Origin of the sequence: Desulfuromonas sp. CSMB_57, from assembly GCF_020194955.2 — a bacterium.
Taxonomy (GTDB): Bacteria; Desulfobacterota; Desulfuromonadia; order Desulfuromonadales; family Syntrophotaleaceae; genus JAFCIY02.
In genome coordinates this window covers 1-15,211 of the sequence record NZ_JAFCIY020000045.1, presented here as the reverse complement: position 1 = coordinate 15,211, position 15,211 = coordinate 1, and the positions used below count along the sequence as shown (strand labels likewise).

The 15,211-nt window shown below is 61.9% G+C and carries 13 protein-coding genes and 1 pseudogene; 10 read left to right on the top strand and 4 right to left on the bottom strand.

What is annotated here, in order from left to right:
* Positions 1-22 precede the first annotated feature (22 nt).
* The 4 genes from JQN68_RS12460 to JQN68_RS12445 all read left to right on the top strand — a co-directional run bounded on the left by JQN68_RS12460 (position 23) and on the right by JQN68_RS12445 (position 3,756).
* Positions 23-436, top strand: a complete 414-nt coding sequence (locus tag JQN68_RS12460; protein WP_225072450.1) for a RomY N-terminal domain-containing regulatory protein — start codon at positions 23-25, stop codon at positions 434-436.
* A gap of 64 nt (positions 437-500) precedes the next feature.
* Positions 501-1,322 (top strand): transketolase, encoded by an 822-nt coding sequence (locus JQN68_RS12455; RefSeq protein WP_225072449.1) that lies wholly within the window; start codon positions 501-503, stop codon positions 1,320-1,322.
* Positions 1,323-1,409: 87 nt separating this feature from the next.
* Positions 1,410-2,342: a transketolase family protein gene (locus JQN68_RS12450; protein ID WP_225072448.1), complete on the top strand. Its 933-nt coding sequence runs from the start codon at positions 1,410-1,412 to the stop codon at positions 2,340-2,342.
* 40 nt (positions 2,343-2,382) lie between these two features.
* Positions 2,383-3,756: a sigma-54-dependent transcriptional regulator gene (locus tag JQN68_RS12445; protein WP_225072447.1), complete on the top strand. Its 1,374-nt coding sequence runs from the start codon at positions 2,383-2,385 to the stop codon at positions 3,754-3,756.
* 14 nt (positions 3,757-3,770) lie between these two features.
* On the opposite strand, the gene JQN68_RS12440 is transcribed toward JQN68_RS12445, so the two are convergent.
* The 4 genes from JQN68_RS12440 to corA form a co-directional block, all read right to left on the bottom strand.
* A complete protein-coding gene (locus tag JQN68_RS12440) occupies positions 3,771-4,292 on the bottom strand; it encodes a type 1 glutamine amidotransferase domain-containing protein (protein WP_225072446.1) in 522 nt (173 codons plus the stop codon).
* Between the two features lie 31 nt (positions 4,293-4,323).
* Positions 4,324-5,805 carry a deoxyribodipyrimidine photo-lyase gene (locus JQN68_RS12435; RefSeq protein ID WP_225072445.1) on the bottom strand — a complete coding sequence of 494 codons (1,482 nt, stop codon included), beginning with the start codon at positions 5,803-5,805 and terminating at the stop codon, positions 4,324-4,326.
* A gap of 53 nt (positions 5,806-5,858) precedes the next feature.
* On the bottom strand, positions 5,859-7,088 hold the full coding sequence (locus tag JQN68_RS12430) for an SLC13 family permease (RefSeq protein WP_225072444.1): 1,230 nt from the start codon (positions 7,086-7,088) through the stop codon (positions 5,859-5,861).
* A gap of 84 nt (positions 7,089-7,172) precedes the next feature.
* The gene (gene corA / locus JQN68_RS12425) at positions 7,173-8,240 is read right to left on the bottom strand and encodes a magnesium/cobalt transporter CorA (protein ID WP_225072500.1); all 1,068 of its coding nucleotides are present in this window, start codon (positions 8,238-8,240) and stop codon (positions 7,173-7,175) included.
* A gap of 209 nt (positions 8,241-8,449) precedes the next feature.
* On the opposite strand from corA, the gene JQN68_RS12420 reads away from it, so the two are divergent.
* The 6 genes and pseudogenes from JQN68_RS12420 to JQN68_RS12395 form a co-directional block, all read left to right on the top strand.
* Positions 8,450-9,397, top strand: coding sequence for a YbgA family protein (locus JQN68_RS12420; protein WP_225072443.1), 948 nt, complete (start codon positions 8,450-8,452; stop codon positions 9,395-9,397).
* A gap of 108 nt (positions 9,398-9,505) precedes the next feature.
* Positions 9,506-10,777, top strand: a complete 1,272-nt coding sequence (locus tag JQN68_RS12415; RefSeq protein ID WP_225072442.1) for a pyridoxal phosphate-dependent aminotransferase — start codon at positions 9,506-9,508, stop codon at positions 10,775-10,777.
* A gap of 64 nt (positions 10,778-10,841) precedes the next feature.
* Positions 10,842-11,150, top strand: a complete 309-nt coding sequence (locus tag JQN68_RS12410) for a J domain-containing protein (protein WP_225072441.1) — start codon at positions 10,842-10,844, stop codon at positions 11,148-11,150.
* 50 nt (positions 11,151-11,200) lie between these two features.
* The gene (locus JQN68_RS12405) at positions 11,201-12,631 is read left to right on the top strand and encodes a dicarboxylate/amino acid:cation symporter (RefSeq protein WP_225072440.1); all 1,431 of its coding nucleotides are present in this window, start codon (positions 11,201-11,203) and stop codon (positions 12,629-12,631) included.
* Positions 12,632-12,775: 144 nt separating this feature from the next.
* Entirely contained in the window at positions 12,776-14,242 is a 1,467-nt protein-coding gene (locus JQN68_RS12400; protein ID WP_225072439.1) for an NADH-ubiquinone oxidoreductase-F iron-sulfur binding region domain-containing protein, read from the top strand.
* A 595-nt stretch (positions 14,243-14,837) separates the two neighbouring features.
* Positions 14,838-15,211: pseudogene (locus tag JQN68_RS12395) on the top strand (acetaldehyde dehydrogenase); the annotation flags it as partial.

Genomic DNA, 15,211 nt, shown 5'->3' with positions numbered 1-15,211 from the left:
TTTCACCTGCGGAGGGGTGACCATGCTGGGCGGATTCAACCACAACTTTCGCCATCAGGGGCAGCTGTTCCACGTTCAGACCGAGGACAGCGGACGGAAGAACCCCCAGATCGTCACCCACCTCTATCACGGCGGCACCATTCTCGCAAGCCAGCGTCAGTCCTATGCCGACCGCCTGCAGGACCCCGATCTGCGCCAGGTGGTGGAACAACTGATGCGGGCACAACACAAGGAAATGTTGCGCCGCCTGCGGGATGGCGAGTTGGACCGCGAGCTGGCGCGCTGCATTCCGGCAGCCGATGACAGCGCCGCGGACACGGCGGCCGCGTCGATGGTTGTCCCCCCGCCTGCCGTGCCGGTGCCCCCCACCGGGCAGCTGGAAGAACTGGTTTTTGCTTACCTGGCCGGCAACGACCGGCGTTATCAATCCCGATGACTGTCGTGACGCCGGCCGGGGAGGCCGCAGTCGTTGCGCTTATGGATGAAAGGAAGCCTGGCAGATGTTGAACGAGCAGACCGTTCGGAGCCTGGAGGCGCAAGCCAAAAGTTTGCGGATGGACATCCTGAAAATGTTGCATGCCTCCCAGTCCGGACATACGGGCGGAAGTTTGTCGGCCATCGACATCATGACCGCTCTTTATTTCCACCATATGCGACATGATGCGCAGCGGCCGGACTGGCCGGAGCGGGACCGTTTCGTGCTGTCCAAGGGGCATGCCGCGCCGGCCCTTTATGCCTGCCTGGCAGCTGCCGGTTATTTTCCGGCCGAGGATCTGGCCACGCTGCGCCGGCTGGGCAGCCACCTGCAGGGCCACCCGGACATGAAAAAGACGCCCGGCGTCGACGTCTGCACCGGTTCCCTCGGCCAGGGCTTGTCCCAAGCCGTCGGTCTGGCCCTGGCGGCGCGCCTCGGCGGCGGCCGCCATCGCGTCTATGCCCTGCTGGGCGATGGCGAACTGCAGGAAGGCCAGATTTGGGAAGCGGTCATGGCCGCCGCCCATTACGGACTCGACAACCTGTGTGTCATCGTCGATCACAATCGATTGCAGATCGACGGCTTTATCGAACAGGTCATGAACGTGACGCCGGTCGGTGACAAGTTTGCCGCTTTCAATTGGCATGTGCTGGAAATCGACGGACATGACATGGCAGCCATCTGCCGGGGCTTGGCCGAAGCCGAGGCGCCGGAACGGCCGACGGTGCTGGTGGCCCATACCGTCAAGGGCAAAGGCGTGTCCATTTTCGAGAACAAGGCCAAATATCATGGCGTTGCGCCCAGCGACGAGGAACTGCGGTTCGCGCTGCAGACCCTTGGTGCCTGATATCTTATCTTTCGCACACCGGCTCAGCCGGTAGGATTGCCGCGGCCATACCGGCTGCGCTCGTCAATGAGGATGTTTGTGAGTGCCATGATTGCAACTCGAGATGCTTACGGTCAGGCCCTGGTGGAACTGGGTCGGTCCGATTCCCGCATTGTCGCCCTGGATGCCGATCTGTCCGGCTCGACCAAAACCGCCCAGTTCGCCAAGGAATTTCCCGACCGGTTCTTCAATGCCGGTATTGCCGAGGCCAACATGGTCGGTATGGCGGCGGGCCTGGCGGCCGGCGGAATGATTCCCTTCGCCTCGACCTTCGCCGTGTTCGCCGCCGGACGGGCCTTCGAACAAATTCGTCAGTCGGTGGCCTATCCGCGTCTGAATGTCAAAATCGTCGCCACCCACGGCGGCATCACCGTCGGCGAAGATGGCGGCTCCCATCAGTCGGTAGAGGATCTGGCCATCATGCGGGCGCTGCCCAACATGACCGTGCTCTGCCCGGCGGACGGCCCGGAAACGGCGGCCGCCATTCGCGCTGCGGCAGCTTTCGACGGGCCGGTATTCGTCCGCCTCGGGCGCGGCAAGGTGCCGGTGATCTTTGCCGAAGCCTGCCCCTTTGCCATCGGCCGCGGCGTGACCCTGCGCGCCGGTGGTGACCTGACCTTCATGGGCACCGGCCTGATGACCGCGGCCGCCCTGGCTGCCGCCGCGTCCCTGGCGGGCGAGGGGATCGATGCCCGGGTGCTGCATTTCGGTACCATCAAGCCCCTCGACCGGGACCTGGTGCTGCAAGCCGGAAGGGAAACCGGCGCGGTGGTTACCGCCGAGGAACATTCCATCATCGGCGGTTTGGGCAGTGCGGTCTGCGAGGTCCTGGCCGAGGGTTGTCCGGTACCCGTCGAGCGTATCGGCATGCCGGACGTGTTCGGTCAGTCGGGGCCGGCCGATGCGCTGCTGGAACATTACGGTCTGACCTCCACCCACCTGGTGGCAGCCGCCCGCCGGGTGTTGGGGCGCAAGGGCTGAGGTGTCGGAAGGCAACCCGCAACAGGGACGGAAACCGAGAGTGGAGCGACGGGCAAAAATTCTGATTGTTGATGAAGATCCGCAGTGGAGCGGGGAACTCGGGGACGGGTTGGCCCGGGCGGGTTACCAGATCCTGCTGGCCGATACGGGGCAGGCAGGGCTGGATCGGTTTGAGGAATTGCAGCCCGATCTGCTGCTGTTGGATCTGCAGTTGCCGGATCTGGACGGCTGGGAAGTGTTCGAGCAGATTCGCGGCATCGACGGCGAAGTGCCGATCATCGTGGTGACCGGCCGCGACTTGCCGGAGCGGGCGGCCTGCGCCCTGCGCAGCGGGCTGGGCGATTATCTGCGCAAGCCGGCGTCCGGCGATGAGGTCCTGCTGGCCGTCAAACGGGCGCTGGCAACGGAAGAGCTCAAGCGCGAGGTGGCACAGCTGCGCTCCCAGAAGGTGGCGCGGACCGGGAAACCGGTCATTGTCGCCCGCAGTCGGGAGATGCGTCAGGTGCTCGCCATGGTGGACAAGGTGGCCGGCAGCGATGCCAGCACCATTTTCATACAGGGGGAAAGCGGCACCGGCAAGGAATTGATTGCCCGGGCCATCCATTGCCAAAGCGCCCGCCGCGACCAGCCCTTCATGGCCATCAACTGCGCCGCCGTGCCGCAGACCTTGCTGGAAAGCGAGTTGCTGGGTCATGAGCGGGGCGCTTTTACCGATGCCAAGGCCCTGAAGAAGGGGCTTTTCGAACTGGCTGACGGCGGTACCGTGTTCCTGGATGAAATCGGCGACATGGACCCGGCCATGCAGGCCAAACTGCTGCGGGTTCTGGAGGAACGCTCGTTCCGCCGGGTCGGCGGCACCCGCGATATCACGGTCGATGTGCGCATCATCTCGGCGACCAACCGCAACCTGCAGCAGGCCATGGAGGAAAAGACCTTTCGTCCCGACCTCTATTACCGCATCGGCGTGATTCCCATTATCCTGCCGCCGCTGCGGGAGCGCCGGGACGATATTCTGCCCCTGGCCGAGCATTTTGTCGCCCAGTTCAGCACCGAATTCGGCAAGCAGGTCCGCGGCATTTCCAAGATGGCCCAGAAAATTCTCCTGGAATATGCCTGGCCGGGCAATATCCGGGAACTGAAAAATGCCGTCGAACGAGCCATCATTCTCGAATGCGAGGATATGCTGCTGGTGGAACATCTGCCGCGGGAACTGATCGGCCAGTCGGTCGGCGGTAATTTCGGGCCGCTCAATTTCCAGCTGCCGCCGGACGGTATCGACATCGAAGAGGTGGAGCGGGAACTGATCCGGCAGGCCCTGGAGATGGCCGAGGGCAACCAGTCGCGGGCCGCACGGTTGCTGCGCCTCGGTGTCGACGCTTTTCGCTATCGCATGAAAAAGTTCGGCTTCATGTAACGCCGCAGATCGTCTCAGGCTTCCGCCAAGGCCTCCAGAATGGTGCGGCAGAATGCCGGCAGGTCCTCGGGGCGACGCGAGGTGACCAGGTTGCCGTCCCGCACCACTTCCCGGTCGACATAGCGGCCGCCGGCATTGACCAGGTCATCGCGGATGGCGAAAAAGCCGGTCACCGTTTTGTCCCGGACGACATCCGCCGACGCCAGCATCCAGCCGCCATGACAGATGGCGGCCACCACCCGCCCGGCCTGGGCCGCCTGGCGCACCAGGGCGACCAAGGGCGCAAAACGCCGCATCCGGTCGGGAGCATAGCCCCCCGGAATGATGACGGCATCGAAATCCTCGCCTCGTACCTCGTCCATGGCAGTGTCGGCCGTAGCCGGGTAGCCGTGCTTGGAACGGTATTCCTGGTGCCGGGGACCGACGATTTGGACTCGGGCGCCGGCCTCGCGCAGCCGCAATACGGGATACCAGAGTTCCAGGTCCTCGTAGAGATCCTCCACCAGCACTGCAACGCGTTTTTCCTGGATCGACATTTCTGCCTCCTTTCCTTGTTGCTCCACCCGATCAGGGTGCTTCCCGGTCCACCCCATATTCTTGGATATAACGGTCCACCGCCACCTTGCGGGCGGTATTGCGTGAACTCATGTAACGAACCGTGCCGAAGATGGGTCGTTCCGGACCCCAGGGCCGGTCGAAGCGTCCCAGGCACCAGGCGATGCCGCTGTAGGAGTTGGGGTCGCCGCCATCCAGGGCCAAGCGGTTGTTGAGATCGATCATGACTTCCAGGGCCTGGTGCGGATCGGGACTCCATTCCAGGATCTTCTTGCCCCACAGCATGCGCAGGTAATTGTGGATCTGTCCTTCCCGCAGCAATTGCCCCTGGGCCGCGCTCCACAGCCCATCGGCAGTACGGCCCGCCGCCAGGGCCTCCGGCGAGTAAAGTTCCGGACGAGGGTCCCGGGCATGCTTTTGCAGGGTCTGCCTCGCCCATGGGGGCAGGGCGTCAAACCGGTCATAGTCGTCGTGATGCTGGGTGTAATTGTAGCCCAGTTCCCGCCAGGTCACCAGTTGGTCCAGAAAAGCTTCGGCGTTGCCGCTCAGCCCCCACCAGCCGCTGCGCCGACCGCGACTGTCAGGGGCGAGGCGGTCCGGGCTCCACTGTTCCCGGGTCAGCAGGCGCAGGACGATTTCGTGACTGGAGATGTGTCCCCACCTAAGGTGGGCCGAAAGACCGCTGGTGACCGCTGCTTGCGGCTGGTTGCGCAGGGACTGGTAGGCATCCAGTCCCTGCCCGAGAAAGCCTTCAAGCAACTGGTCGGCGGCGTCGGCGCCACCTCTGGTGGCGACGGGTGGTATCTGCTGGTCGATGGGCAGGGACGCCATGGCCCGCTCATCGCCGGCCAGCAGCGTCGCTGCAGCCGCCGGCCAGTTTTCCGCCAGGGATGCCGGCAACGGGTCCGACACGGCCAGCCCGGCCTCGTCCAGGGGATCCGCGGCAGGCGGGCTCAGCAGGTGGGGCAGCAATTCGCGCTGCAGAAAGCGTCGAAAGGCATAGGCGCTGGGAAAATCATGCTCCGTGGCCCGCAGCGGCAGCAGTCCGCAGCTGTCCACCGCTTCGCAGCGCACGGCTAGATGGGCGGCGGTCCGGACCAGCAGTTGCCGGTGCCAGCGCAGGGGATATTCGTCGGTGACCACCAGGCAGGCGGCCCCGCCCCATTCCCGCAGCAGGGCGGGGATCTGCCCGCGACGGTCTTCAACAAAGGGATGATAGATGACCGGCTTGGTGGCCAACCGTCGGGCATTGTCGGCCATGCCCTGCAGGGCGAAACGGTGCAGGCGCAGGTTGGCCCAGGGATAATCGCAGGACAGGGTCTCCAGAATGACCAAGGGCCTGGCCAGGCGCCGCGCCCAATCCGCGGCATGCTCCAGGCCATGGTTCCAGCCGCAGCGTCGCGCCGCATTCATCCAGTACAACACAAAAGCGCCATCCGCGTGGATGGGCCCGGCGTTCAGGGCGCGCCGGCGCAAAAGAGAAACCTGGTTCATGCCAAATCCTTTCGGCCGGGGTGGAAGCTTCGCGGCAATAACCGATTGCCGGTCTATCCGTTGCTGCTGACATGCATGACCAGCCACAGCCACGCGGCGCAACAGACCAGGCTGAGGAGGGTAACGGGAATGCCGATGCGGGCATGATCGCGCCAGCCGATGGGGCTGCCCAGGCGGGCTGCCTGGTCCACCACGATGATGTTGGCGATGCTGCCCACCACCAGCAGGTTGCCGGCCAAGGTGCTGGACAGGGCCAGGATGGGTCCCGCCAGGGGATGGCCGGCGGCGGGTAGCAGCAGCATGACCGCCGGCACGTTGGAGACCAGGTTGGAGAGACCGGCGGTGAGCAGAAACAGCCAATGGGGCCGGCCCACATGCAAGCCCCCCTCGGCCAGGTCGGCCAGTAATCGGGTCGGGAGACCGGTCGCCGCCAGGGCCTGGTTGATGACGAACAAGCCCATGAAGAGCAGCAGCAGTTGCCAATCGACCAGAGCCAGCAGGCGACCGGAGGCGGTGCTGCGACTGGTCAACAGCAGGGCGGCGGCGGCCAGGACCACCAACTCCCGTGGCCAGGCCGTCCCCAGAAAGGCGCCGGTCACCAGCAGCAGCACCAGCAGACCTTTGCCGGTCTGCCAGGAACTGAAGGGCGGTGCCTGCACGGCGCCGGTCGGAAGCTCCAGGTGCCAGCAACCGCGATATCCACGAGCGATAATCCACCAGGTGGCCGCCAAGCCCAGGGCCACCGGAACAGCGGCGATGCCCAGATACCCGACAAAGGACAACTGCAGGGCCTGGCCGATAAGGATGTTCTGGGGATTGCCGATGAGGGTGGCGGCCGAGCCGATATTGGCGGCGCAGGCCAGGGCCAGGAGATAGGGGCGGGGGTTGAGGGCCCGCCGGGTGCAGCCTTCAACCAGAATCGGTGCCATGGCCAGGCAGACGATATCGTTGACCAGCAACGCCGACAGTGCTCCTGCGACGATGATGAGCACCGCCAGCAGGCGTTGCGGCCCCAAGGAGGCCGCGGCCATGCCCCGGGTCAGGCGGGTGTAAAAGCCCCCCAGGCGCAACTGTGCCGACAGGATCATGAGGCCGAACAGCAGGGCCATGGTCGGCAGATCAACTGCTGCCCAGGCCTGATTCAGATCCAAACGGCCGGTGATGATCAGCAGCAAAGCGCCGAGCAGTGCCAAGCCGGCGCGATCCAGAGCCAAGCCGGGCAAGCCGCCTAGGATCATGCCGAGATAGACCAGAATGAAAGTAACCAGAACCAGCCAATCCATAACCCCATTCACTCACAGTCAGCGTTTAAAAACCGCAGCCAGGCAGCCGCACCGGCGCCTGGGAAAAATTGCGCGTTTTTTCCTTCAGAGCCAATTTTTGCGGCGGAAAAAGATCATCATGCCGCCGGCCATGCCCAGCATGAGCAGCAGCAGTACAGGATAGCTCCAAGGCCAATGCAGCTCCGGCATGAATTCGAAGTTCATGCCGTAGACGCCGGCGACGAAGGTGAGGGGAATGAAAATGGTGGCGATGATGGTCAACACTTTCATGATTTCATTCATGCGGTTGCTGATACTGGACAGATAAAGATCCAGCAGCCCGGAGAGAATGTCGCGAAAAGTTTCGATGGTATCGATGATCTGAACGGTATGGTCGTGGATGTCGCGCAGGTAGAGCGCGGTACTGTTCTGGACCAGGGGCGGGCCGAGACGTTGCAGGCCGCCGATGATTTCCCGCAGGGGCCAGACCGCCTTGCGCAGCAGGATCATTTCCCGTTTGAAATGGTGGATTTGCGAGAGGGTTTCCGGGGTGGGCCGATTGATGACTTCGTCTTCGAGCCATTCAATCTGCTCGCCGAGGTTTTCCAGGATGGCAAAATAGCTGTCGACCACGGCATCCAAAAGGGCGTAGGCCAGGTAATCGGAACCCATTTTGCGGAGCCGGCCCTTGTTGTTGCGCAGCCGTTGGCGCACCCCGTCGAAGACGTCGCCCCGCTGTTCCTGGAAGGAGAGCACAAAGCCCGGTCCCAGGACCAGGCTGACCTGTTCCAGGCGGATGTTGACCTGCTCGGCATCGTAATGCAGCATTTTCAGAACCACGAACAGATAGTTGTCGAATTCTTCCAGTTTGGGACGGTGGGTGGTGTTGACGATATCTTCCGGAACCAGCGGGTGCAGGTTGAACAGGGCAGCGACTTGCTGCAGCAGGTCCGTCTCGTGGACTCCGTCGAAATTGATCCAGCTGACGGAAGGGCTGTGGAGAAAGGTGCGACAATCCTCAGGATTGTCCAAAATCTGTTCACAAAGGTGGTCAGGACCATAATCTATGAGCTGGAGTTGCACCTCAAAGGGGTGCTTTTCTCCTATATGGAGCAGGGTTCCGGGGGGCAAGCCGGCCTTGTGAGAGGTCTTGGGCAGCAGCTTTCGACGCACCGGTTTTTGGTGGTTTCGATCTGAAGGGGGGCGAGGTCTTCGTTTTCCCGGCTTGCTCATGAATTCTCCTCCGGTCGCTTTTGCCGTGACGGGTTTCTGTTAGAATGTACCCTAATACGCCGGGGTCGGAAATATATCTTTTTGCATTCGGCGGCGACACGGCATATTCCTTGCCGCCCGTTGCAGGCGGCCGCAAAGAAAGGCAGGATATGGAAAAGATTCGGCTCGGCATCAGCGCCTGTCTGCTCGGCGCCAATGTGCGCTACGACGGTGGTCATCAACTGGATCGCTTCCTGCGCGACACCCTTGGCCGCTATGTCGATTGGGTGCCGGTCTGTCCCGAAGTGGAAATGGGGCTGCCCATCCCCCGGCCGACCCTGCGACTGGTGGGCGAGCCGGGCGCCCAGCGACTGGTTTTCTCCGGGAGCGGCGAGGATGTGACGGATGCCATGACACGTTGGGCGCAAACACGCCTGGCCGAACTCGAGCAGGAAGGGTTGTGCGGTTTTGTTTTCAAAGGGCGTTCGCCGAGCAGCGGCATGGCCCGGGTCAAACTCTACGATCGCAACGGCATTCCCAACAAGAACGGCGTGGGCCTGTTCGCGGGCCTGTTCATGGAGCATTTTCCGCTGCTGCCGGTTGAGGAGGACGGTCGTTTGAACGATCCGCGGCTGCGGGAAAATTTCATTGAAGCGATCTTTACTTTCCAGCGTTGGCGGCAGATGTTAAGCATCAGTCCGGCCGCTGCGCATCTGGTCGACTTTCATGCCCGGCATAAATATTTGTTGATGAGCCATAACGTGGAACTGGCGCGGCAGATGGGCAAGCTGGTGGCGCGGGCCGGGCAATTGACTGGGACGGAGTTGTTTCCGGAATACCAGCAGCTGCTCATGAAGGCGATTCGGCAACTACCCAGCGTCGCCAAACATGTCAATGTTCTGCAGCATTTGATGGGGTATTTCAAAAAGCATCTGGAGGCGGACGAAAAGCAGGAAATGCTGGAACTGATCGAGCAATATCGCCACGGCCAGGTCCCCATCAACATTCCCATCACCCTGATCAACCATTTCGTTCGCAAATACCGTCCGCCCTACCTGGCTGAACAGTTGTACCTGCACCCGCATCCCATGGAACTGCATCTGCGCACCGGGCGATGAAGGCGGTTGCGGGAGCGTCTGCCGGGTGGACACAGTCCCTTAGACGGACTCGCCGGTTGGCAGTGACCCTGGTCCGTTTGTGCGGCAACCCGAGAAAAGGAGTCGGCCATGTTTCCGGCACTCAATCCCCTGGTTCTCAGTCTGCGCGAGTCCGCGACCCTGGCTATTAACCGCAAGGCCCTGGAATTGCGACGCAAAGGCCAAACCATCTTCCATTTCGGTTTTGGCCAGTCGCCATTTCCGGTGCCCGAGTCCTTGCAGGAGGCGTTGCGTCGCAACGTCCACCAGAAAGACTATCTGCCGACCCGCGGACTGCCCGAGTTGTGCCGGGCGGTGGCGAGTTTTTACCGCCGGGAATTCAATTTCGACTATTCGGCCGAGGATGTCTGCATCGGGCCCGGCAGCAAGGAACTGATCTTCCAGACCATCTACCTAGTGGAGGGGCCGCTGTTGGTGCCGGCGCCGAGCTGGGTCAGTTACGGCCCGCAGGCGGCCTTGCGCGGCAAGGGAATCGTGCCCATTGCCACGCAACGGGAAAACGGTTATCGGCTGCAGGCGGATGAACTGGACCGGGCCTGCCACAGCCTTGGCCAGTGCCAGAAGCTGTTGATACTCAACAATCCCAACAATCCCACCGGCGGCTTTTACAAGCAGAGCGAAATGGAGGAGCTGGCGGAGATCTGCCGCGCCTACCAGGTGCTGGTGATCTCCGATGAAATCTACGCCATGCTTAATTTCACCGACCGCTCCCACGCCAGCATGGCTCATTACTATCCGGAAGGCACCATCGTATCGGGCGGATTGTCCAAGTCCTTTGCGGCCGGCGGCTACCGTTTGGGAGTGCTGCTGGTGCCCAAGCCGTTGCGGCTGGTCCTGGAGGCCTTGCAGTCGGTCATCAGCGAGACCTTCAGCGCCGTCAGCGCCCCCATCCAGTATGCGGCCCTGGAAGCCTACGGCAATTTCGAGGCCGTGCGCCCCTTTGTCCGCCGCACCTGTGACATTCACCGGTATGTGTGCGAATATGTGTACCAACGGTTGCTAACCATGGGCCTCAACTGCCCGCGTCCGGAGGGAGCGTTTTATCTGTTTCCCGATTTTCAGAACCAGCGCGATCGACTGCGGAAAAAGGGCATCCTTACCGGCCAGAGGCTGTGTGACGAACTGCTGCAGCAGGTTCATGTGGCCGTGTTGCCGGGGGTCGATTTTTATTTGGCCGCTACCGCCCTGGGCGTGCGGGTGGCGCCGGTCGATTATGACGGCGCGGCAGCGCTGCAATCCTGGCCGGGGTCGGCGGCCATGACCGATGAACTGGCGGGGCAACTGTTTCCGCGTATTATCGCCGGTTGCCATCGACTGGAGGATTACCTGTTGACGCTGTGACAGGCAGAGCGTTTGCGCGCTCCGGCAACGTGAACTTGTCCGCTCGACCGGGAAGGGGATAATCATGACTTTGGCTGAATTACAAAAAGCTGTTCGAGTCCTCGAGCTCGGACAGAGAGCTACCTTGCGGGAGGTCAAGGCCGGCTACCGCAGGCTGGTCAAACGCTGCCACCCCGATGCCGGCGGGCAGGATCCGGAGCGAATTCGGCAACTGAATGCTGCTTACCGCTTGGTGTTGCAATATCTGGCCGATTATCGCTACTGCTTCGGTCCCGAGGAATTTTTCGAACAGGTCCCGGAAGAACGCCTGCGGGCCCAGTTTCAGGACGATCCGGTCTGGGGCCGGGATGGGACCGGTGCGGCTGAAGGCTGACCCGCATCCCCTTCTGGTTGGAAATCTTGAATCCTAAAAAGGAGGCCGTGATGCAGCGCCATTCGGTTCCTTTCGTACCCCTGGAAGTACTCCATCCCCGCTCTCTGAAACATCTGGCCCATTCCCTGCAGGCCCTGGTGCGTGGCCGTTTGTGGTTGCAGGTGCTTATCGGCATGACGGCGGGGGTGGCGGTCGGGGTCTTGCTGGGGCCCTCCGTCGGCTGGCTGGATCCGGCTTCCGCCGCCACCCTCGGCGACTGGCTGGCCCTGCCGGGTCGGTTGTTTCTGGCCCTGATCCAGATGATCGTCATCCCCCTGGTGTTTGCCTCCATTATTCGCGGCCTGGCTGCCACGGAAGATTTTGAACAGTTACGCCGCATGGGCAGTCGCGCCGTAGGTTTTTTTCTCGCCATCACCGCCCTTTCCATCGTTATCGGCCTGCTGGTGGCCAGCCTGGTGCAACCGGGCCGGTTTGTCGACAGCCAGACCCTGCCGTTGCCGCGCCCCGCCCCGGCCGTTGCGGCAGAGGCGCGGGACCTGGTCGATTTGCGGGATCTGCCACAGATGGTGATCACGTTGTTGCCCGCCAATCCGCTTTCTTCCATGGCAGAAAGCAACATGCTGCAGGTGGTTGTGTTCGCCATGGTGGTGGGTGTCGCCTTGGTCATGCTGCCGCCGCAGCAATCCAAGCCTCTGCTGGAACTGCTTGGCTCCCTGCAGGCGGTCTGCATGACGGTGGTGCGTTGGGCCATGCTGCTGGCGCCGGTGGCGGTCTTCGGACTGCTCGCCCAGCTGACCGCCAAACTGGGGCTGGATGCCCTGCTGGGCATGGCTGTTTACGTGGCGACGGTACTGCTGGGGTTGCTGGTACTGTTTGCGGTCTACATGCTCCTGCTGCTGCTTCTGGCCCGGCGTTCACCGCTGGTGTTTCTCAAGGCGGTGCGAGAGGTGCTGCTGCTGGCCTTCTCCACTTCCAGTTCCGCGGCCGTCATGCCCCTGTCCATCAAAACCGCCGAGGATCGTTTGGCAGTGCGGCCCTCCGTGGCGCAGTTCGTGATTCCCCTGGGCGCCACCATCAACATGAATGGCACGGCTCTCTATCAGGGCGTGGCGGCCCTGTTCCTGGCCCAGGTCTACGGCATCGATATCACCTTGCCGGGCATGGCCTTGATTGTGGTGACCGCCGTCGGCGCTTCCATCGGGGCGCCCGCCACCCCCGGTGTGGGCATCGTCGTGCTGTCCATGGTGCTGGGTTCCGTCGGGATTCCGCCGTCCGGCATTGCCCTGATCATGGGCGTGGACCGGATCCTCGACATGTGTCGCACCGCCATCAATGTGGCCGGCGATCTGGTCGCGGCCCTGGTGCTGGATCGGTGGGTGGGCGGCAAGGTCAGCGCCGAGGAACAACGGGCCGCCGAGGCTGAGCGCGAGCGATTGCGGGCCCGCACCGGGGAGGATGTCATCGCCGATCCCATCCTTTGACATGGCAGCTTCGGTTTTGCGTCAAAAGCAGGTTTTTCGACGGAGAAGCCCTGTCGGCGGCTTTGGATGCGGTATACTATTGGCCGAGCACCCCAACCCAACCTTCCTTTCTCCGGACCCTGGCCGTCAAAAGGAGAGCCTGCCATGACCGCCAAAAAACAGTTACGCATAGCAACCCGGAACTCCGGGTTCATCGACCCGGAAAATATCGATTCCTATATTGCGGCGGGCGGCTATCAGGCCCTGGCCCAATGTCTGGACGGCATGACGCCGGCCGAGGTGATCGCGGAAGTGACCAACAGCGGTCTGCGCGGTCGCGGCGGCGCCGGTTTTCCCACCGGGGTAAAATGGGGCTTCGCCGCCAAATACCAGGGGGACCGCCGCTATGTGGTCTGCAATGCCGATGAGGGCGATCCGGGAGCCTTCATGGACCGCGCCGTTCTGGAAGGGGACCCCCATACGGTCCTGGAGGGCATGATCATCGCCGGTTATGCCATCGGCGGCAGCCAGGGAGTGGTTTATATTCGCGCCGAATATCCCCTGGCCATCAAGCGCCTGCGGCGCGCCATCGAACAGGCGCGGGATTACGGTTTCCTTGGTAGCAACATTCTCGGCAGCACCTTCGATTTCGACGTGGAACTCAAATACGGCGCCGGCGCCTTTGTCTGCGGCGAGGAAACCGCACTCATCCGCTCCATCGAAGGCAATCGCGGCGAGCCCTATACCAAGCCGCCGTTTCCGGCTGAAGCCGGCTATTGGGGGCAGCCGACGGTGGTCAACAATGTAGAAACCCTGGCCAACATCCCGGCCATCATTGTCAAGGGCGGGGAATGGTTCAACGGCATCGGTTCTTCAACGGCCAAAGGCACCAAGGTTTTCTCTCTGGTGGGCAAGATCACCAATGTTGGTTTGATTGAAGTGCCCATGGGCATCACCCTGAGGGAAATCATCTTCGATATCGGCGGCGGCTGCCCCCACGGCAAGGCGTTCAAGGCGGTGCAGACCGGCGGGCCGTCGGGCGGGGTACTGACCTACAAGGATCTGGATGCGCCCATCGACTATGAAAACCTCGCTGCGCGGGAATCGATCATGGGCTCGGGCGGCATGATCGTCATGGATGAAGATGCCTGTATGGTCGCCATCGCCAAATTTTTCCTCGATTTCACCATGGATGAGAGTTGCGGCAAGTGCACGCCTTGCCGCATCGGTTCCAAGCGTCTTTGGGAAATCCTCGAACGCATCACCCAAGGGCAGGGAGTGGTAGAGGATATCGAAAGGCTGGCCACTCTGGCTCGTCAGATCAAGGATACCGCCCTGTGCGGCCTGGGTCAGACCATGCCGAACCCGGTGTTGTCGACCCTGCGGGTATTCGAGGACGAGTATTTGGCCCATGTGGTGGAAAAACGCTGTCCGGCCGGGGTCTGCAAGGCGCTGCTGCAGTACGTCATCCTGCCCGAAAAGTGCGTCGGTTGCACCCTCTGCGCCAAGGTCTGTCCCGTGGAGTGCATCAGCGGCAAACCCAAGGAGGTGTATGTCATCGACCAGACCCGGTGCATCAAATGCGGTCTCTGCATGGAAAAATGCAAGTTTGACGCGATTGCACAAAAATGACTCCGGATCGTTTCCTGGGCATGCCTTGACGGTGGTGCCCCTTGCCATTGTCACCGGGGATGCTATTGTTGAACCATGAGGTCGCTTCTGAGCATCTCCGCAGTCTCCTCAATTTTTGGCGCGCCCGGTTTTTCCCTCCTGACCGGCGCGCATTTTTTTGCGGTGGGAGGGCCGACACGCTGGTTGTGTCTCAGCCGATACGCTCATCGAGGGCCTGGCAGGGGCATGGGCGGTTGCCGGTTGACGCCCAGAAAAGCAGAATTTTGCTCCGATTATTTACTTGCAAGGGGTCCAAAACCCTGTTATAACTACCAAGGTTTCCGGTCCGAACGGGCGCCCGCGGAAGGCTGGCGGATGGGCCCGGACGACCTTTGTTGAATTGAGCATATGGCTCATTCGAACCCTGTTGCGCGTGGCTGTACGGATTCCTTCGTCACCAATCGCTGCGCATGGGGCGGCCCCTTGCATCTTCGGATTAATCGAACCCAAAATGGTCCCGGATTGCCTGCTTTGTTTCGGGCGTGGGGCCATTTCACGCGTGTTGTCTGGAAGTCGGGTAAGGTGAGTGTTCAACACACAACTAGGAGGATCAGGTATGTCAGTAGAACAGAAGATCAATGATTTGGTAGCGCGGGCACGTAAGGCAGCGGACATAACCAAGAACTTCACCCAGGAGCAGGTCGACAAGATTTGCGCCGCCATGGACGCCGCCAGCGTCGCCAACGAAGTGAAGCTCGGCGAGATGGCTGTTGAAGAGACCGGCATCGGCCGCGCCGACCACAAAGCCATCAAAAACCATCTCGGCGCCCACGTTGTCTACGAGTACTTCAAGGACAAGAAGTCCGTCGGCGTTATCGACGAGAAGGAAGGCGTGAAGTACATTGCCGAGCCCTTCGGTGTTCTGGCTGCCGCCACTCCGACCACCAACCCGACGTCCACCGTCATGTTCAAGTCCTTGATCGCGATGAA